Origin of the sequence: Luteimonas sp. MC1572, assembly GCF_016615815.1 — a bacterium.
Classification (GTDB): Bacteria; Pseudomonadota; Gammaproteobacteria; order Xanthomonadales; family Xanthomonadaceae; genus Luteimonas.
Genome location: NZ_CP067112.1, coordinates 2,157,297 through 2,175,918 on the forward strand (window position 1 = coordinate 2,157,297; position 18,622 = coordinate 2,175,918).

Genomic DNA, 18,622 nt, shown 5'->3' on the forward strand with positions numbered 1-18,622 from the left:
CTCAGAGTGCGCGGTGCACCGCTTCGCCGAACAGCAGGGTGTGGTGCGTGCAGTCGTTCATGCGCACCACGTCGAGATGCTCGACGTCCGGGCCTTCGAGCAGGTTGAGCGTGGCCGGCGCCTGGCGGAAGGTCCACAGCCGGAACAGCGGCAGGCCGAGCACTCGGCACAGCAGCACCCGGTTCACCGCGTCGTGCGACACCACGAGCAGGGTGTCGTCCGGGCCGAGGCCTTCGCAGGCATTGGCCAGCGCCGGCCAGGCCCGGGCCAGCACCTGCTTGAGCGATTCGCCGCCGGGCATCTGCACCTTGTCGGGCGTGTCGCGCCAGGCCGCGAGGCGTTCGGGATCGGACTCGCGGATCTCGCTGGCCAGCTTGCCTTCCCAGCTGCCGTGGGCGATCTCCATCAGGCCGTTGTCGACCTCCAGCATGTCCGCGCGCGCATCGCCCAGCGCGAGGCGCGCGGTGTCGTAGGCGCGGCCGAGCGGCGACGCCACGGCGCGCGCGATGCGCACGTCGTGCAGGCGCTCGCCGAGGCGCAGCGCCTGCTTCGCGCCCGCGTCCGACAGCGGGATGTCTTCCTGGCCCTGGTAGCGGCCTTCCCGGTTCCAGGCGGTTTCGCCGTGCCGCGCGAGCAGGATCCTCACGGCTTGGGCGTCAGGCCGAGCTCCGCCAGCACGCGCGGCGCCGGATAGACCTCCTGCATCACCCAGCGCATGTAGCGCTGGTCCACCGAGATCATGCGCGTCATCACCGGGTCGAACACCCAGTTGGACGCCACTGACTCCCAGTTGCCGTCGAACGCCAGGCCCACCAGCTGGCCGCGCGCGTCGAGCACCGGCGAGCCGGAATTGCCGCCGGTGATGTCGAGGTCGGACAGGAAATTCACCGGCACCGTCTTCAGGCGACGGTCGGCCAGGCCGCCGTAGCGCTTTTCGGCGATCGCCTCGAGCAGCGCGGGTGGCGCGTCGAAGGGCTCTTCGCCGGTGGCCTTGGCGGCCACCTCTTCGAGCCTGGTGAACGGCTGCTGCGGCGTGCCGTCGAGCTTGGTGTACGGCTTGACGTTGCCGAAGGTGATGCGCAGCGAGGAGTTGGCGTCGGGATAGACGAACTCGCCCTTGCTGGCCTTGTAGTCGGCGATCGCCCGCAGGAACACCGGGCGCGCCTGCAGCGCGTCGCCCGCCTGCGTCTTGCGCTCGGCCTCGAGGGCCAGCAGCGTCGGCATGACCGCCACCGCGTAGCGGATCGCCGGATCCTTGCTGCGCTCGAAGGTCTTGCGATCGGCCTTGAGCCAGGTCATCCGAGCATCGGCATTGGTCAGCTCGCTGCGGTTGACGCGGTCCAGGGTGCGCGTGATCGCCTTGGCGTCGGTGCCGCCGAGCCAGGTATCCAGCGCCTCGATGCGCTGGTTGGCCGGCAGTTTCACGTACGCATCCAGCCAGTACTGCTGCAGGGCGCGGTCCATGCCGGTCACGTAGCGGCGGTCCATCTGGCGGATGGCGCCCTCCAGCGTCGGCAGGTCGCGCTCCTGGTAACCCTGCTCGCGCTCGGCGTCGGGCTTCTCGCGCTCGATCGCCAGGCGGTAGCTGCGGATCGCCGCCGACAGCAGGCCGGTGCCGTTGAACTGGCCGAACACCAGGTCGCGTTCGCGCGTGGCGTTGCTGGTGGCTTCGAGCTCGAGCAGGCGCGCGTGTGCCGCGATCGCCGGCTTGCCTGACTCGCCCTGCGCGGCGGCCCAGGCCAGCACCTCCGCCTCGACCCTCTGCTTGGTGGCCAGCGCACCCGTGCGCTCGAAGCCGGCCAGCTGGCCGTCGTAGTTCTTGTAGACGTTTTCCCAGCCGCGCATGGTGCTGGCGTACTTCACCTCGATGTCCGGGTCGGACTTGCCGGCCTCGGCCACGAGCGCCTGCAGGGCCTTGTAGTGGCGGCTGATGGTCGGGTACGTCCAGTCCTGGGTGGCCTGGAACTCGCTGGCCAGCGCGTAGCGCGCGGTGCGGCCCGGGTAGCCGGCCACCATCACGAAGTCACCGGCGCCCAGCGGCCGCTCGGCGAACTTCAGCCAGCGCTTGGGCTGGAACGGCACGTTGTCTTCGGCGTAGGCGGCCGGCTTGCCGTCCTTGCCGACGTAGGCGCGGTAGAACGCGAAGTCGCCGGTGTGGCGCGGCCACATCCAGTTGTCGATCTCGCCGCCGTAGGCACCGATGCTGCCCTGCGGCGCGTACACCAGGCGCACGTCGCGGATCTCGATGTTCTTGAACAGGCGGTAGGTATTGCCGCCGGCAAAGCTGTACAGCCGGCAGCGGTAGCCGGCGTCGGCTTCGCAGGCAGCGACCAGCGACTTTTCGATGGCATCGAGCGCCTTGGTGCGGCCGATCGCGTCCGGCGCGGCGGCCACGGCAGCCTGGACGCGTTCGGTGACGTCCTCGATCGCCTCCAGCGCGTAGATGCGCGAGGTCGGGCCCGCGCTCAGCTCGTCACCGAGGGCGGCGGCGTAGAAGCCGTCGCGCATCAGGTTGTTCTCTGGCGTCGAGTTGAGCTGGATCGCGCCATAGGCGCAGTGGTGGTTGGTGGCCACCAGGCCCTGCGGCGAGACGAAGCTCGCGGTGCAGCCGCCCAGCGAGACCACGGCGCCCAGCGGGTCGCCGGTCAGGTCGGCGAGCTGCGTGGCGTTGAGCTTCAGGCCAGCCTTCTTCAGCGGTCCGGCGATCTCCGGCAGTTGCTGCGGCACCCACATGCCCTCGCCCGAATGCACGGGGAAGGCGACGGAGGCCGTGGCGGCTGCGGCGGCGGCCGCGAGGAAGGTCTTGCGCATGGATGGATCCCGGATAGCCAGTGAAGGGGGAGTTTAGCCTCCCCTGCCGCCGCCTGGACCGTGCCGGTCGGCCCGGTTGCCGGTCGGGCCGGGCCGTGCCGCCTCAGTCCGCCTGGTCGAGCGGCAGCCCCATCTCGCGCAGCAGCTGCGGGGCCGGATAGACGCGCGCCATAAGCCAGCGCATGTAGCGCGCATCGACGTGGATCGCGCGCTTGTAGCGCGGATCGAACATCCAGCTGGCGCTCACCGCCTCCCAGTTGCTGTCGAAGTTCAGGCCGATCAGGCGGCCCCTGGCGTCCATCACCGGCGAGCCCGAGTTGCCGCCCGTGGTGTCGAGGTTGGTCAGGAAATTGACGGTCTGCTTGCCCAGCACCGGATCGACCGTGGCGCCGAAATCGCGCCGCGCGATGGCGGCGAGCAGGGGCGCGGGTGCATCGAAAGGCGCGATGCCGGTGTGCTTTTCGACGATGCCGTCCACGGTGGTGAGCGGCGTGTAGTGCACCGCGTCACGCGGCGCCAGCGCGCTGACCTGCCCGTAGCTCACGCGCAGCGTGGAGTTGGCGTCCGGATACAGCGCCCTGCCCTGCGCTGCGGCGTGCCCGGCCAACGCACGCATGTACGCCGGACGCAGGCGCAGCAGCTCGCCTTCGCGCGCCTTGGCTTCGTCTTCCAGGCGCAGCTCGGCGGTGAGCAGCGTGGCCGCGGCCTGCATCAGCGCATCAGTCGAGGCCTGCACCTCGGCCGGCGGGGCCGCGAGCAGACGCAGGCGCACGGCTTCCTCGCCCAGCGCGGTGCCGGCGTACAACGTGTCGAGCGCCTTCGCCGCGGCGGCATCGGTGCCACCGAACACCGCATCCACCTCGGCGATGCGCTGGTCGGCCGGCAGCGCGTGGTAGCGCGCCAGCAACGTGGCCAGGATGGCGCGCTCCACCGCCGGGTCGTAGCGGCGCTGCGCCTGCTTCAGGGCGGCCTCCACCAGCGCTTCGTCGCGTTGCTGGTAGCCGCTTTCGCGCTGCGGGTCGGGCTTGCCGCGCTCCAGCGCCAGGCGCTGCAGCTGCAGCGCCGACTTCAGCAACTGGGTCTGGCCGCGCAGCATGCCGAACAGCTGGTCGCGTTCACGGGTGGCGCGTGCCTGGGCGATGACCTGCATGGCGGCGTCGATGTCCTTGCGACTGGCGGCAGCGCGCGGCTGCCGCGCCAGCCAGCCGAGCACCGCCGACTCTTCCGCGCGCCGTACCGCGACCGCGTCGCTGCGCTGCAGGCCGTCCAGTTCGCCCTGCGCGCGCTTGAGGGTGTTCTTGATGCCGGCGACGTGCGCGGCGTAGCGCACCGTGGCGTCCGGCTGGCCCTCGGTGGCGGTTTCGATGGTCTTCAGCAGCGCGGCGTTCAGCGCCACGCGCGAAGGCAGCTGCCACTCGACCTGGTCGGCGAACTCGGCGGCGGTGCGGTGGCGGAAGGTCCGCCCCGGATAGCCGGCGAGCATCGCGAAATCGCCCTCGGCGATCGGATCGGTGGAGACCTCCAGCCAGGCAGCGGGCGTGTACGGCACGTTGTCCGCGGCGAACGGCGCCGGCTTGCCGTCCGGGCCGACGTAGGCGCGGTAGAAGGCGAAGTCGCCGCTGTGGCGCGGCCACATGAAATTGTCGATCTCGTCGCCGTAGCTGCCGATCGCGTCCGGCGGCGCGTACGCCAGGCGGATGTCCTTCAGCTCCAGCTGGCGCACCAGGTGGAACTCGCTGCCGCTGTACATGTTGGCCACGCTGCACCGGTAGCCGGCCTCGGCTTCGCACTCGGCCACCACGGCCTTGCTGGCGGCATCGATCGCGTCGTAGTACGCACGGCCACGCAGGCCGCTGGCGGCACCCAGGATCCGCTCCGTGACCGGCTCGAAGCGGTCGGTCACCAGCACCCGGGCGCCCGGGCCGGCGGACACCTCGTCGGCAGGCGTCGCGGCATTGAAGCCGTTGACGATCAGGTTGTTCTCCGGCGTCGAATTCAGCTGGATGGCGCCGTGCGCACAGTGGTGGTTGGTGACCACCAGCCCGCGCGGCGACACGAAGCTCGCGGTGCAGCCGCCCAGCGACACCACCGCGCTCATCGGATGCCTGCCGAGGTCGGCGAGATCCTTCGGATCGCCCTGGAAACCGGCGGCCTCCATCTGCGCGGCCACCGCGGGCAGCTGCGACGGCATCCACATGCCTTCATCGGCGAGCACGGCGGCGGGAAACAGGGCGGCGGCGAGTGCGACGGGCAGCAGGCGCAGGGTCACGGGCATTCCTCGGGGCAGGCATAAAGCCCGCGACCTTAGGCGCTGGCACCGATCGAGGCAAATCCGGCACACGCGTCGCTGCATGGGCCGGCGCTACAATCGCGCTTTCGATCGCACGCCGCAGGCCCGACATGTCGCAGACCGCACCCGCCCTCATTCCCTCCACCATGAAGGCGCTGGTCAAGCGCGAAGCAGGCAAGGGCATCTGGATGGACGAGGTGCCGGTGCCCGCGCCGGGGCCGAACGAGGTGCTGATCAAGCTCGAGAAGACCGCGATCTGCGGCACCGACCTGCACATCTACCTCTGGGACGAGTGGAGCCAGCGCACCGTCAAGCCGGGACTGGTGATCGGCCACGAGTTCGTCGGCCGCATCGTGCAGATCGGTCCGGGCGTCAACGGCTACACCCTGGGCCAGCGGGTCTCGGCCGAGGGCCACATCGTCTGCGGCCACTGCCGCAACTGCCGCGCCGGCAAGCAGCACCTGTGCCCGAACACCGTCGGCATCGGCGTGACCCGCGACGGCGCCTTCGCCGAGTACATCGTCATGCCGGCCACCAACCTGTGGCCGATCCCCGACCAGATCCCCAGCGAGCTGGCGGCGTTCTTCGACCCCTACGGCAACGCCGCGCACTGCGCGCTGGAGTTCGACGTGGTCGGCGAGGACGTGCTGATCACCGGCGCCGGCCCCATCGGGGTGATGGCGGCCGGCATCTGCAAGCACATCGGCGCGCGCAACGTGGTGGTCACCGACGTCAACGACTACCGGCTGAAGCTCGCCGCCGACATGGGCGCCACGCGGGTGGTGAACGTGGCCCAGCAGTCGCTCAAGGAGGTCATGGCCGACCTGCATCTGGAAGGCTTCGACGTGGGCCTGGAGATGAGCGGCAACCCGCGCGCGTTCAACGACATGCTCGACTGCATGTACCACGGCGGCAAGGTCGCCCTGCTGGGCATCCTGCCGCAGGGCGCCGGCATCGACTGGGACCGGATCATCTTCAAGGGCCTCACCGTGCAGGGCATCTACGGCCGGAAGATGTACGAGACCTGGTACAAGATGACGCAGCTGGTGCTGTCGGGCTTCCCGCTGCACAAGGTGCTGAGCCACCAACTGCCGGTCGACGAGTTCCAGAAGGGCTTCGACCTGATGGAAAGCGGCAAGTCGGGCAAGGTGGTCCTGAGCTGGAACTGACGCACGGATAGAATGGCGGCTGCCTCGCAGGGAGCCGCCCCATGTCCGACACCAGCCTCACCACGCGCTACGCCGACGAACTCGACGCCATCCGCAGCCAGGGGCTGTTCAAGTCCGAGCGCACGATCACCAGCCCGCAGGCGGCCGAGATCACGCTCGCCGACGGGCGCACGGTGCTGAACTTCTGCGCCAACAACTACCTGGGCCTGGCCGACCATCCGGACATCATCGCCGCGGCCAAGGACGCGCTCGACACGCACGGCTTCGGCATGGCCTCGGTGCGCTTCATCTGCGGCACCCAGGACCTGCACAAGCAGCTGGAGGCGACGATCGCCGGCTTCTTCGGCAAGGAGGACACGATCCTCTACGCCGCCTGCTTCGACGCCAACGGCGGGCTGTTCGAGCCGCTGCTGGGCGAGGACGACGCGATCATTTCCGACGCGCTCAACCATGCCTCGATCATCGACGGCGTGCGCCTGTGCAAGGCGAAGCGCTACCGCTACGCGAACTGCGACATGGCGGACCTGGAAGCGCAGCTCCGGCAGGCCCGGGCCGACGGCGCGCGCACGATCATGATCACCACCGACGGCGTGTTCTCGATGGACGGCTACATCGCCCCGCTCGACGAGATCACCGCGCTGGCGGAGAAGTACGGCGCGCTGGTGCACATCGACGAATGCCACGCCACCGGCTTCCTCGGTGCCACCGGCCGCGGGTCCGCCGAGGTCAAGGGCGTGCTGGACCGGATCGACATCATCACCGGCACGCTGGGCAAGGCGATGGGCGGCGCGCTGGGCGGGTTCACCACCGCGAAGGCCGAGGTCGTGGAAATGCTGCGCCAGCGCTCGCGTCCCTACCTGTTCTCGAATTCGCTGCCGCCGCATGTGGTCGCGGCCGGCATCAAGGCGTTCGACATGCTGGCCGCCGCCGCCGACCTGCGTGAGCGCCTGGTCGAAAACACGCGCTACTTCCGCGAAAGAATGACCGCCGCAGGCTTCGACGTGCGCCCGGGCACGCATCCGATCAGCCCGGTCATGCTCTACGACGCGAAGCTCGCGCAGCGTTTCGCCGAGCGGCTGCTGGAGGAAGGCATCTACGCGATCGGCTTCTTCTTCCCGGTGGTGCCGAAGGACCAGGCGCGGATCCGCACGCAGATTTCCGCGGCGCACACGCGCGCGCACCTCGACCGCGCGATCGACGCCTTCACGCGCATCGGCCGCGAGCTCGGCGTGCTGGCGAGCTGAGCGGGGCTTTCGGGCAACGCGACTTCATCGAAGCGCGTTGCCTGATGGCGCAGCGAGGGCAACCGGCCTGCTGCGCCAGGCGATGCGATCAGCCGGGGGTGGCTTCGCCTTTGGCCGCTTCGGCCGGAGGCGGATCCGACGCCGGCGGTGCCGCGGCGGCCGGCGATCCGTCCGCGGCGGCTGGCGCGGCGCCCGGAAGTGCCGGGGCAGCCGCCGCCACCGGCGCGGGTCCGCTGCCGCGCGCAACGCGCACTCCGCGTGACTTCATCCAGGCATCGAACTCGTCGGCGGTCATGCGCTTGCCGTTCTGGTTCATGTCGAACCGCCACGGCGTGTTGTCGAACTCTGTCTTCGGCTTGTAGGCGCCCGGATCGTCGGGGTTGGCGACGCTGGGGGCCGGCGCCGCGATGGCCACGTTGCGGCAGCCCTCGATGCGCTGGCGGAGCAGCACTTCGTCGACGGTCTGCGACTCGTCGTAGGCGTACGACAGCACGCCGCTGTTGCCACCGAGGAGGTACGAGGGCGCGACCAGTTCCTGCGCCAGGGGCGCGAGCACGGTGACGCGCTGCACCGACGCGTTCGCGGCCGGAAGGTTGGCGCAATCGATCGCCGCGTGGGCCATGCCCGGGGCGGCGAGGCCGGCCATCAACAACATTGCTGCACGCTTCATGTGGGGTTTCTCCTGCTGCGCCGCGAAGTGTAGCAGCCCCTGAAAGCGCGAAGCCCGGCACTGGGCCGGGCTTCGCGGGACTGCTTGTGCCGACGTCCTCAGTTCTGGACGTTCAGCTCCGTGCGGCGGTTGCGCGCGCGGCCTTCCGGGTTGTCCGAACCGTCGTCGTTGGTGTTCGGCGCGATCGGACGGCTCTCGCCGTAACCGTTCGGGCCCACCAGGCGGCCGGAGTCGATGCCGTTGCTGGTCAGGTAGTCATAGACCGTGGTGGCACGACGCTCGGACAGCGACTGGTTGTACGCGTCGGTGCCCTTCGAGTCGGTGTGGCCAGCCACTTCGACCTTCAGCTGCGGGTAACGCTTCAGGATCTCGATCGCCTCGTTGAGGATCGACACCGCGTCAGGACGCAGGGTCGCCTTGTCGAAGTCGAAGTTGACGCCCTTCAGGTCGATCGACACCGGCACCGGGCAGCCGTCCGGACCGATGGTCTGGCCAGCCTGCGAACCGGGGCACTTGTCGTCGCAGTCGTTCACGCCGTCGCCGTCGCTGTCCATGTCGGCGCAGCTCGGGGCCACCGGAGCCGGGGCGACCGGTGCGGTCGGCTCCGGACCCAGCGGGATCACGACGCCGACCGAGGCCAGCACGTCGCCGAACCAGTCTTCCTGCGGCGCAGCAACGCTGGTGTCGTCGAAGCTGGCGCGGTACGCAAGCTCGGTACGGATGCCGACGCGACCCAGGTCGCCCTGCAGGCCGACGCCAACCTTGGCGGCGAAGTTGCCGTCTTCACGCTGGCCGGGGGAATTCGGGCTCGGGAAGTTGTCGTACTCCTCCTCCGAACGCTGGTAGCCGACGCCGAACAGCGCGTAGGGGTTCCAGTTGCGCCCTTCGGTGATGAAGTGGCGGCGGGCATCGAGCGACACGCCGTACTGGCTCCAGTTGAGATCCTGGTTGGCGTCATTGTGCGGGTTCTGGTAGTTCAGCTCGGCGTCCAGCGACCACTCGGGGCTGATGAACTTGCCGACGCCCAGCGCGAGGAACGGCGCGTTGCGCGTCTCGCGGTCGTTGTCCTGCAGGTTGAAGCCAGCGCTTCCGGTGATGTACCAGCGATCGTCGAAATCCTGCGCGACCGCGGCCTGCGACACTGCGAGACCTGCCAGCAGGGCGGTGCTCAACAAGCGAATCTTCATATACGTACTCCTAAGTCCAGTCAGGAACGAATCGGGGGGTGGGAAGTGCGGGGGATCAACCACTCGGGCACCCTGACCCCTGCCAGTTGCGCCGCAATAATACACATTCAGGTGAATGTTAACCATACATTAAACCAACGCCCAGGAGCGTCCCCTGGGCGTTGGCAGAGCCGGTCAAAACGAAATCAGTTCTGGACGTTCAGCTCCGTGCGGCGGTTGCGCGCGCGGCCTTCCGGGTTGTCCGAACCGTCGTCGTTGGTGTTCGGCGCGATCGGACGGCTCTCGCCGTAACCGTTCGGGCCCACCAGGCGGCCGGAGTCGATGCCGTTGCTGGTCAGGTAGTCATAGACCGTGGTCGCACGACGCTCGGACAGCGACTGGTTGTACGCGTCGGTGCCCTTCGAGTCGGTGTGGCCAGCCACTTCGACCTTCAGCTGCGGATAGCGCTTCAGGATCTCGATCGCCTCGTTGAGGATCGACACCGCGTCAGGACGCAGGGTCGCCTTGTCGAAGTCGAAGTTGACGCCCTTCAGGTCGATCGACACCGGCACCGGGCAGCCGTCCGGACCGATGGTCTGGCCAGCCTGCGAACCGGGGCACTTGTCGTCGCAGTCGTTCACGCCGTCGCCGTCGCTGTCCATGTCGGCGCAGCTCGGGGCCACCGGAGCCGGAGCGACCGGTGCGGTCGGCTCCGGACCCAGCGGGATCACGACGCCGACTGAGGCCAGCACGTCGCCGAACCAGTCTTCGCCGTCATTGCGCTCCGGGAACGGGTCGTCGTTGAGAAGCTGCGCACGCGTGTCGTCGATGGCGACGGCCCGGTAGGCCAGCTCGGTGCGGATGCTGACGCGACCCAGGTCACCCTGCAGGCCGACGCCGAACTTGCCCGCGATCGCGCCCTCTTTTTCCTCGAACGGCGAGTTCGGGTTCGGGAAGTTGTCGGTCTCGATCTCCTCGCGCTGGTAACCGAGGCCCATCAGCAGGTACGGATTCCAGTTGCGGCCTTCCCGGATGAAGTGGCGGCGGGCATCGAACGAGATGCCGTACTGGCTCCAGTTGAGGTCCTGGTTGGCGTCGTGGTGCGGGTTCTGGTAGTTCAGCTCGGCGTCGAACGACCAGTTGGGGTTGATGAACTTGCCGACGCCCAGCGCGAGGAACGGCGCGTTGCGCGTCTCACGGTCGTTGTCCTGCAGGTTGAAGCCTGCGCTTCCGGTGATGTACCAGCGATCGTCGAAATCCTGCGCACCGGCGGCTTGCGCCACGCCCAGCCCGCCTATCAGCATGGCAGCACAAAGCAGCTTCTTGTTCATGTCGTTATGGCTCCTTGAATCGCTTTGACGGACCTGGCGAAGACAGCGGTCGCTAGCGTATTGGGGGGAAAGGTGGCCGCCACACTGGCCACCACCGGGGCGCAGGTTAGGATCGGCGGCGTGAAGACCGCGTTAACACCCAGCTAACAATTGATTGAGCCGCCGATCGCCGAGGCGTCCTTGCCGCCCCCCGCCTTTCACTGCACTGTGCGCGATCCTCACACCACGCACGCAGCATGTCCGAAGCCACGCCGTACCCGCACCTTTTCGCGCCGCTGGACCTGGGCTTCACCACGCTGCGCAATCGCGTGCTCATGGGGTCCATGCATACCGGCCTCGAGGACCATCGCCGCGACTTCCCCAGGCTCGCGGCCTACTTCGCCGAGCGCGCCGAAGGGGGCGTGGGGCTGATCGTCACCGGCGGATTCGCGCCCAATGTGGTCGGCTGGCTGAAGCCATTCGCCGGCAAGCTGAGCTGGCCGTGGGAATCGGCCAAGCATCGCCAGGTGACGTCCGCGGTCCACGCCCATGGCGCACGGATCTGCATGCAGCTGTTGCATGCAGGCCGCTACGCCTATCACCCGCTGTCGGTATCGGCGTCGCGGCTGAAGGCACCGATCAACCCGTTCACGCCGCGCGGGCTGTCGGCGCGCGGCGTCGAGCGACAGATCGCGGCATTCGCGACCTCGGCCCGGCTCGCGCGCGATGGCGGCTACGACGGCGTGGAGATCATGGGCTCGGAGGGCTACCTGCTGAACCAGTTCACGGTGGCCCGTACCAACCATCGTGGCGACCGCTGGGGCGGCAGCGTCGAAAACCGCATGCGCTTCGCGGTCGAAATCGTGCGCCAGGTGCGCGAGGCCTGCGGACCGGACTTCATCATCATCTACCGGCTGTCGATGCTCGACCTGGTGGACGGCGGCAACGACTGGGAGGCGATCGTGGCCCAGGCGCGCGCGGTCGAGGCCGCCGGCGCGACCATCCTGAATACCGGCATCGGCTGGCACGAGGCGCGGGTGCCGACGATCGCCACGTCGGTGCCGCGCGGCGCGTTCGCCGGCGTGACCGCCAAGCTGCGGCCGCTGGTGTCGCTGCCGGTAGTCGCGACCAACCGCATCAACATGCCGGACGTCGCCGAACGCATCCTGGCCACGGGCGCCGCCGACATGGTGTCGATGGCGCGCCCGCTGCTCGCCGACCCGCAGTGGGTCGCGAAGGCGCGCGCCGGCCGTCCGCAGGCCATCAACACCTGCATCGCCTGCAACCAGGCCTGCCTTGACCACGTCTTCCAGAACCGGCGCGCAAGCTGCCTGGTCAATCCGCGCGCCTGCCACGAGACCGAGCTCAACTACATCGCGTCCGCATCGCCGCGGCGGATCGCCGTCGTCGGCGCGGGACCGGCCGGGCTCGCCTGCGCCACGGTCGCCGCGCAGCGCGGGCATGCGGTCACGCTGTTCGATTCCGCCGCCGAAATCGGCGGCCAGTTCAACCTTGCGCGGCGCGTGCCGGGCAAGGAGGAATTCGACGAAACCCTGCGCTACTTCCGCGAGCGCATCGCCGACACCGGCGTGTCGCTTCGCCTCGCCACCACCGCCACGCCGTCAGTGCTGGCCGGTTTCGACGCGGTGGTGCTGGCCACGGGCGTGACGCCGCGCAGCGTGGACCTGCCGGGTCACGACCATCCCAAGGTCCTCGGCTATGCCGAGGTGCTGCGCGGCGACGTCGTACCGGGGCACCGCGTGGCGATCATCGGCGCCGGCGGGATCGGCTTCGACGTGGCCGAATTCCTGGTCCACGAAGGCACTTCGCCCAGCCTTGATCCGGCGCGCTGGATGGCCGAATGGGGCGTTGATCCCCGCTTCGCCACGAGCGGCGGCCTGGTACCAGCGCGGCCCGAGGCCCCGGCGCGCGAAGTATGGCTGCTGCAGCGCAGCCCGGGCCGGCCGGGTGCACGCCTGGGCAAGACCACCGGATGGATCCATCGCGCGACGCTCAAGGGCAAGCGCGTGCAGATGCTCGGCGGCATCACCTACGAACGCATCGATGATGACGGCCTGCACCTGCGCATCGGCGACGAAGCCCGCTTGCTGCCGGTCGACCATGTCGTGGTCTGTGCGGGACAGGAGTCGCGGCGCGACCTGGCCGCACCGCTGCGAGAGGCAGGATGCGAGGTCCACGTCATCGGCGGCGCGGACGTGGCGGCCGAACTCGATGCCAAGCGCGCCATCGACCAGGGCTCCAGGCTCGCGGCCGCGCTCTAGTCTGAATAGGGCACGTGGTGCAAGTGCCGGGCCGCTCCCGCGTTCACGCCACGTTTTCAAAACTCGCATTAAGGTGCGCCCACTTTCCCGCCGCGTCTTCGGCGGAACCGGCACGACACGCAACCCTGCGGGTTCGCGCCCGGGCAGCAAATGCGCCACAGAGTGCCGCCGCCCTCCCCAACACGCCATGCCGGTCCGCGACAGCGGCTTCCCGATTCCATTTGGACGGGGTGCCCCGTTGCGACCGACGCAACGGAGCAAGGAGTCGTCATGAAACTCGCCTGGATCCTGTGGCTGGCCTCAGTGCTGCCGCCACAGGCCGCGGATTCACTCTGCCTGAGCACCACGCTTTACCTCGAAGCCCGCGACCAGTCGGTCCTCGGCCAGCGCGCCGTGGCCGAAGTGGCCCTGCGTCGCACCGACAGCGGCCTGTGGGGCGACTCGGTGTGCGACGTGGTCACAGCGCGCAAGCAGTTCGCGCCGACCATCGTTTCGCCGCGGACGCGCCTGACCAATACCGAAGCCTGGTCGCAGGCTGTGACCATCGCGCTGGAATCCCAGCACAACTGGGCGCTGCCCGCGGGCGAGCGCAAGGAAGTCGTGCCCGGTGCCAGCCACTTCCTGGCCCATGCGATTGCCAGCCCGAGCTGGCGCAACGCGTACCAGGTGGCGACGATCGGCGACCACACGTTCCTGAAAGTGCAGAGCCTCAAGCCGAAGACCTGATGCTGGTGCGCGTCCTGCATTGAGTGGTCGTCGGCAAGCGCGGATGATGGCGGTGTCCCCCAACCGGAGCCGCACATGAAGCTGTACACCAAGCCGGGCGCCTGCTCGACGGCCGTCCACATCGCCCTGCAGTGGGCCGGCGGCCCGTTCGAAGTCGAGATCCTCGACGGCCCTTCGATGAAGGCGCCCGCCTATCTCGCCATCAATCCCGCCGGCGCGGTGCCGGCCCTCGTCGACGGCGACTTCGTACTCACCCAGAACGCCGCGATCATGGGCTACATCGCCGACACGCATCCGCAGGCGGGCCTGGGCGGCGACGGCTCGGCGCGCGAGCGTGCCGACGCCACGCGTTGGCTGGCCTTCGTCAATTCCGATGTGCATCCGGCGTTCAAGCCGATCTTCTCGCCGGCGCGTTACGTCGGTGACGAGTCGCAACACGACGCGGTCAAGGCGGCGGCACGGAACCTGGTCCGCGGGCTGATGGAGTCTGCCGACAAGCGCCTCGCCGACAACTCGTGGCTGGCGGGCTTCCGCAGCTTTGCCGACCCCTACTTCTATATGACCGTGCGCTGGGCGCAAGGCACCGGCGTGGACATGGCCGGCCTCGACAACATCGCCGCCTTCAAGGTGCGCATGGACGCCGACCAAGGCGTGCAGGCAACACTCAAGGCGGAAGGCCTGGCCTGAGCCACGCCGCGACAGCGCACACGAGAACGGCGCCCTTGGGCGCCGTTTTCATTTCACGGATCCGGATGGGTCAGTCGCGTGCGTCGAGCGGTACCCAGGCGCGGTCTTCCGGACCGGTGTAGTTGGCGCTGGGGCGGATGATCTTGCCGTCGATGCGCTGCTCGATCACATGCGCGCTCCAGCCGCTGGTACGCGCCAGCACGAACAGCGGCGTGAACATCGCCGTCGGCACGCCCATCATGTGGTAGCTCACCGCGCTGAACCAGTCGAGGTTGGGGAACATCTTCTTGATGTCCCACATCACCGACTCGAGGCGCTCGGCGATGTCGTACATGCGCATGTCCTCGCGCTCGGCGGACAGCTCCTTCGCGACCTGCTTGATCACGTTGTTGCGTGGATCGCCGACGGTGTAGACCGGATGGCCGAAACCGATCACCACTTCCTTGCGGCCCACGCGCTCCTTGATGTCGGCCTCGGCCTCGTCGGCGCTGTCGTAGCGCTTCTGCACTTCGAACGCGACTTCGTTGGCGCCGCCGTGCTTCGGCCCGCGCAGCGCGCCGATCGCGCCGCTGATGCACGAATGCATGTCGCTGCCGGTGCCGGCGATGACGCGCGCGGTGAACGTGGATGCGTTGAACTCGTGCTCGGCGTAGAGGATCAGCGAGGTGTGCATGGCACGCACCCACGACGCCGGCGGCGGCTCGCCGTGCAGCAGGTGCAGGAAGTGCCCGCCGATGGTCTCGTCGTCGGTCTCGACATCGATGACGCGGCCGTTGTGGCTGTAGTGGTACCAGTACAGCAGCATCGAACCCAGCGACGCCATCAGCTTGTCGGCGATGTCGCGCGCCCCCGGATGGTTGTGGTCGTCCTTCTCGGGCTGCACGCAGCCCAGCACGGAGACCGCGGTGCGCATCACGTCCATCGGGTGCGCCGACGGCGGCAGCTCCTCGAGCGCGGCCTTGACCGACGCCGGGATGCCGCGCAAGGACTTCAGCTTGGCCTTGTAGCCGGCGAGCTCAGGCTTGGACGGCAGCTTGCCGTGCACCAGCAGGTACGCGATCTCCTCGAACTCGGCGGTGGTCGCGAAATCGAGGATGTCGTAGCCACGGTAGTGCAGGTCATTGCCGCTGCGGCCCACCGTGCACAGCGCGGTGTTGCCTGCGGGCGTGCCCGACAGGGCCACCGACTTCTTGGGCTTCGGCGGGGTGGGTGCGGTATCGCTCATGCGCATGCTCCGGATCTGATAGCGGGTTTGTTGACGGGCCACCGCATGCGCGGCGGCCTCGACGCGTCACTCTTCGCTGGCGAACAACGCGTCCAGCTTGTCTTCGTAAGCGTGGTAACCGAGATAGTCGTACAGCTCGGCGCGCGTCTGCAGGGTGTCGACGATGCCCTTCTGCGTGCCTTCGCGACGCACGGTCTCGTAGAAATTGAGCGCGGCCTTGTTCATCGCGCGATAGGCGCCGCAGCAGTACAGCGCGATGTCGACACCTGCGCTGCGCAGCTCGTCGGTGGTGAAGAACGGCGTGGAGCCGAATTCGGTGAGGTTGGCGAGGATCGGCACCTTCACCGCGTCCTTGAACCGCGCATAGTCCGCGAGCGAGTTCATCGCTTCGGGAAAGATCATGTCGGCGCCGGCCTCCACATAGGCAACCGCGCGCTCGATGGCCGCGTCGATGCCCTCGACCGCGGCGGCGTCGGTGCGCGCCATGATCACGAACCCGGCATCGCTGCGGCCGTCGACCGCGGCCTTGACCCGGTCGACCATCTCGGCCTTCGGCACCACTTCCTTGTTGGGGCGGTGGCCACAGCGCTTCTGGCCCACCTGGTCCTCCATGTGCACCGCGGCGACGCCGGCGCGCTCGAACGACCTGACCGTGCGCGCGATGTTGAACGCGCCGCCCCAGCCGGTGTCGATGTCGACCAGCAGCGGCAGGCCGGTGGCGTCGACGATGCGGCGCGCGTCGATCAGCACGTCCTCCATGGTGCTGATGCCGAGGTCGGGCACGCCCAGCGAGTTGGCGGCCACGCCGCCACCGGACAGATAGAGCGCCTTGTAGCCCACGCGCCTGGCCATGAGGCCGGCATAGGCGGTGATGGCGCCCATCACCTGCAGCGGGGATTCGGCGGCGACGGCGGCGCGGAACCGCGCGCCGGATGAGGTCGACTGGGACATGGCGAACCTGCGTGTTGCGGGACCGCCATTCTATCCGAGCAGGCGGCGCGGCCTTGCCCCGGGCATGCGCCGCGCCTGCTCAGCTGCCGGCGTCGGCACCGCGCTCCAGCGCGTCGCGGATCTCTTCCAGCGAGCCCGGATCGTCGAGCGTCGACAAGTCGCCGGGATCACGTGATTCGGCAAGCGCCTGGATCGAGCGCCGCAGCAGTTTGCCGGAGCGGGTCTTGGGCAGCGCAGCGACCACGTACACCCGCGCAGGGCGCGCGATCGCACCGAGCTGCTCGACCACCCTGCCCTGCATCTCCTGCGCCGCGACGGCCGAGTCCGCGGCCTGCTTGAGCGTGGCGAACACCACCGGCACCTGGCCCTTGAGCTCGTCGCTCACGCCGATCACAGCCACCTCGGCAACGCCCGGATGGCTGGACACCGACTCCTCGATCTCGCGCGTACCCAGGCGATGGCCGGCCACGTTGATCACGTCATCGGTGCGGCCAAGGATGAAGGTGTAGCCGTCCTGGTCGCGGATCGCCCAGTCCAGCGAGCTGTAGAGCAGCTCCTTGAAATGCGAGAAGTAGCTGGACAGGAAGCGCTCGTCATCGCGCCACACGGTGGTCATGCAACCGGGCGGCAGCGGCGGCTGGATCACCAGCACGCCCTTCTCGCCGGGCTTGGCTTCCTCGCCGGTGGCCTCGTCGATCACGCGCACGTCGTAGCCCGGCGTCGGCAGGCCGGGAGAGCCGAACTTCACCGGCTTCAGCTCCACGCCCGGCATCAGCGAAAGCACCGGCCAGCCGGTCTCGGTCTGCCAGTAGTTGTCGATGATGGTCTTGCCCAGGCCTTCGTTGATCCAGTGCGCGGTGGGCTCGTCGAGCGGCTCACCGGCCAGGAACAGGTACTGCAGCGCCGACAGGTCGTACTTCGTCAGCCAGGCCGGGTCCTGCTTCTTCAGCACGCGCACCGCGGTCGGCGACGAGAACATGGTGCGCACGCCGTACTGCTCGCAGATGCGCCACCAGATGCCGGCATCCGGCGTCGTGGGCAATCCTTCGTACAGGATCGTGGTCGCGCCGGCGATCAATGGCCCGTACACGTTGTACGAGTGCCCGACCGCCCAGCCGACGTCGGAGGTCGAGAACATCACCTGGCCGGCGCGCACGTCGTAGATCGACCACATCGACATCGCCAGTGCCACCGCGTAGCCGCCGACGTCCCGTTGCACGCCCTTGGGCTTGCCGGTGGTGCCCGAGGTGTACAGCAGGTAGCTCGGTTCGTTGGACTCCAGCCACTGCACCGGCACCTCGGCATCCTCGAACCGGCCGCGTACTTCGCCGTAGTCGACGTCGCGACCCCCGGAGCGCGCGTAGGGCGCGAGGCCACGGTCGACCATCAACACGCGTGCTGGCGGCGACTTGGCCTGCGCGCACGCGGCATCGACCAGCGGCTTGTAGGGAATGACCTTGCCGCCACGGCTGCCGGCATCGGCGGCGATGAGCAGCTTCGGTTCGGCATCGTCGATGCGCACCGCGAGGTTGTGCGCGGCGAAACCACCGAACACCACGGAATGCACCGCGCCGATCCGCGCGCAGGCGAGCATGGCGAACACGGCCTCGGCGATGTTGGGCATGTAGACCACGACGCGGTCGCCGCGGCCGACGTCCAGCGACTTCAGCACCGCGGCGAAGGTGCTCACCTCGCGGTGCAGTTCGCGGTAGGTGTACTCGCGCGTGCTGCCGGTTTCGCTCGACACGGCGACGAGGGCCAACTGCTCGCCGCGTTCGGCCAGGTGGCGATCGATGGCGTTGTGGCAGAGGTTGGTTTCGCCTCCAGCGAACCAGCGGCGGAACGGAGGGTTGGCGTACTCGAGGATCGACTCGGGCTGCTTGTGCCAGTGGATCGCCCGCGCCTGCTCGGCCCAGAACGCTTCCGGCTCCTCGATCGAACGACGGTGGAAATCTTCGTAACGCATGCCTGCCTCCAGTGGGTTCGAACAGCCTGGGCCGTCGCCCGCAGCGGCGCACTACGACGATGGTCCATGCCTTCGCCCGATGGTAGCCGCAGCGGTGCCGAAAACGAAGAAACCGGGCAGGCGCC

At 68.7% G+C, this 18,622-nt stretch carries 14 protein-coding genes; 5 read left to right on the forward strand and 9 right to left on the reverse strand.

Annotated features, from left to right (window positions below):
• Window position 1: 1 nt before the first annotated feature.
• The 3 genes from JGR64_RS09875 to JGR64_RS09885 form a co-directional block, all read right to left on the reverse strand.
• Complete coding sequence (locus JGR64_RS09875; RefSeq protein WP_199373165.1) at window positions 2-646, reverse strand: histidine phosphatase family protein; 645 nt, start codon at window positions 644-646, stop codon at window positions 2-4.
• Entirely contained in the window at window positions 643-2,733 is a 2,091-nt protein-coding gene (locus tag JGR64_RS09880; RefSeq protein ID WP_233348181.1) for a S46 family peptidase, read from the reverse strand. Before JGR64_RS09880 ends, JGR64_RS09875 begins: the two co-directional genes overlap by 4 nt.
• Before the next feature lie 181 nt (window positions 2,734-2,914).
• Window positions 2,915-5,008: a S46 family peptidase gene (locus JGR64_RS09885; RefSeq protein WP_199373271.1), complete on the reverse strand. Its 2,094-nt coding sequence runs from the start codon at window positions 5,006-5,008 to the stop codon at window positions 2,915-2,917.
• 227 nt (window positions 5,009-5,235) lie between these two features.
• On the opposite strand from JGR64_RS09885, the gene tdh reads away from it, so the two are divergent.
• Both tdh and kbl read left to right on the forward strand, forming a co-directional pair.
• Window positions 5,236-6,270 (forward strand): L-threonine 3-dehydrogenase, encoded by a 1,035-nt coding sequence (tdh, locus tag JGR64_RS09890; protein ID WP_199373272.1) that lies wholly within the window; start codon window positions 5,236-5,238, stop codon window positions 6,268-6,270.
• 41 nt (window positions 6,271-6,311) lie between these two features.
• Window positions 6,312-7,514, forward strand: a complete 1,203-nt coding sequence (kbl, locus tag JGR64_RS09895) for a glycine C-acetyltransferase (protein WP_199373167.1) — start codon at window positions 6,312-6,314, stop codon at window positions 7,512-7,514.
• An 88-nt stretch (window positions 7,515-7,602) separates the two neighbouring features.
• On the opposite strand, the gene JGR64_RS09900 is transcribed toward kbl, so the two are convergent.
• The 3 genes from JGR64_RS09900 to JGR64_RS09910 all read right to left on the reverse strand — a co-directional run bounded on the left by JGR64_RS09900 (window position 7,603) and on the right by JGR64_RS09910 (window position 10,681).
• Entirely contained in the window at window positions 7,603-8,184 is a 582-nt protein-coding gene (locus tag JGR64_RS09900; protein ID WP_199373168.1) for a hypothetical protein, read from the reverse strand.
• A gap of 98 nt (window positions 8,185-8,282) precedes the next feature.
• Window positions 8,283-9,371, reverse strand: a complete 1,089-nt coding sequence (locus JGR64_RS09905) for an OmpA family protein (protein WP_199373169.1) — start codon at window positions 9,369-9,371, stop codon at window positions 8,283-8,285.
• Between the two features lie 185 nt (window positions 9,372-9,556).
• Window positions 9,557-10,681, reverse strand: coding sequence for an OmpA family protein (locus JGR64_RS09910; protein ID WP_199373170.1), 1,125 nt, complete (start codon window positions 10,679-10,681; stop codon window positions 9,557-9,559).
• Between the two features lie 236 nt (window positions 10,682-10,917).
• Between JGR64_RS09910 and JGR64_RS09915 the strand changes: the two genes are divergently transcribed.
• From JGR64_RS09915 to JGR64_RS09925, 3 genes are all read left to right on the forward strand, one after another.
• Complete coding sequence (locus JGR64_RS09915) at window positions 10,918-12,942, forward strand: NADPH-dependent 2,4-dienoyl-CoA reductase (RefSeq protein ID WP_199373171.1); 2,025 nt, start codon at window positions 10,918-10,920, stop codon at window positions 12,940-12,942.
• Window positions 12,943-13,212: 270 nt separating this feature from the next.
• Window positions 13,213-13,668, forward strand: coding sequence for a cell wall hydrolase (locus tag JGR64_RS09920; RefSeq protein WP_182825437.1), 456 nt, complete (start codon window positions 13,213-13,215; stop codon window positions 13,666-13,668).
• Window positions 13,669-13,743: 75 nt separating this feature from the next.
• Window positions 13,744-14,355, forward strand: a complete 612-nt coding sequence (locus tag JGR64_RS09925; RefSeq protein WP_199373172.1) for a glutathione S-transferase N-terminal domain-containing protein — start codon at window positions 13,744-13,746, stop codon at window positions 14,353-14,355.
• A gap of 70 nt (window positions 14,356-14,425) precedes the next feature.
• On the opposite strand, the gene prpC is transcribed toward JGR64_RS09925, so the two are convergent.
• From prpC to prpE, 3 genes are all read right to left on the reverse strand, one after another.
• The gene (gene prpC / locus JGR64_RS09930; protein WP_199373173.1) at window positions 14,426-15,580 is read right to left on the reverse strand and encodes a 2-methylcitrate synthase; all 1,155 of its coding nucleotides are present in this window, start codon (window positions 15,578-15,580) and stop codon (window positions 14,426-14,428) included.
• A gap of 66 nt (window positions 15,581-15,646) precedes the next feature.
• On the reverse strand, window positions 15,647-16,531 hold the full coding sequence (gene prpB, locus JGR64_RS09935) for a methylisocitrate lyase (RefSeq protein ID WP_199373174.1): 885 nt from the start codon (window positions 16,529-16,531) through the stop codon (window positions 15,647-15,649).
• Between the two features lie 79 nt (window positions 16,532-16,610).
• Entirely contained in the window at window positions 16,611-18,497 is a 1,887-nt protein-coding gene (gene prpE, locus JGR64_RS09940; RefSeq protein WP_199373175.1) for a propionate--CoA ligase, read from the reverse strand.
• Between the last annotated feature and the right edge of the window lie 125 nt (window positions 18,498-18,622).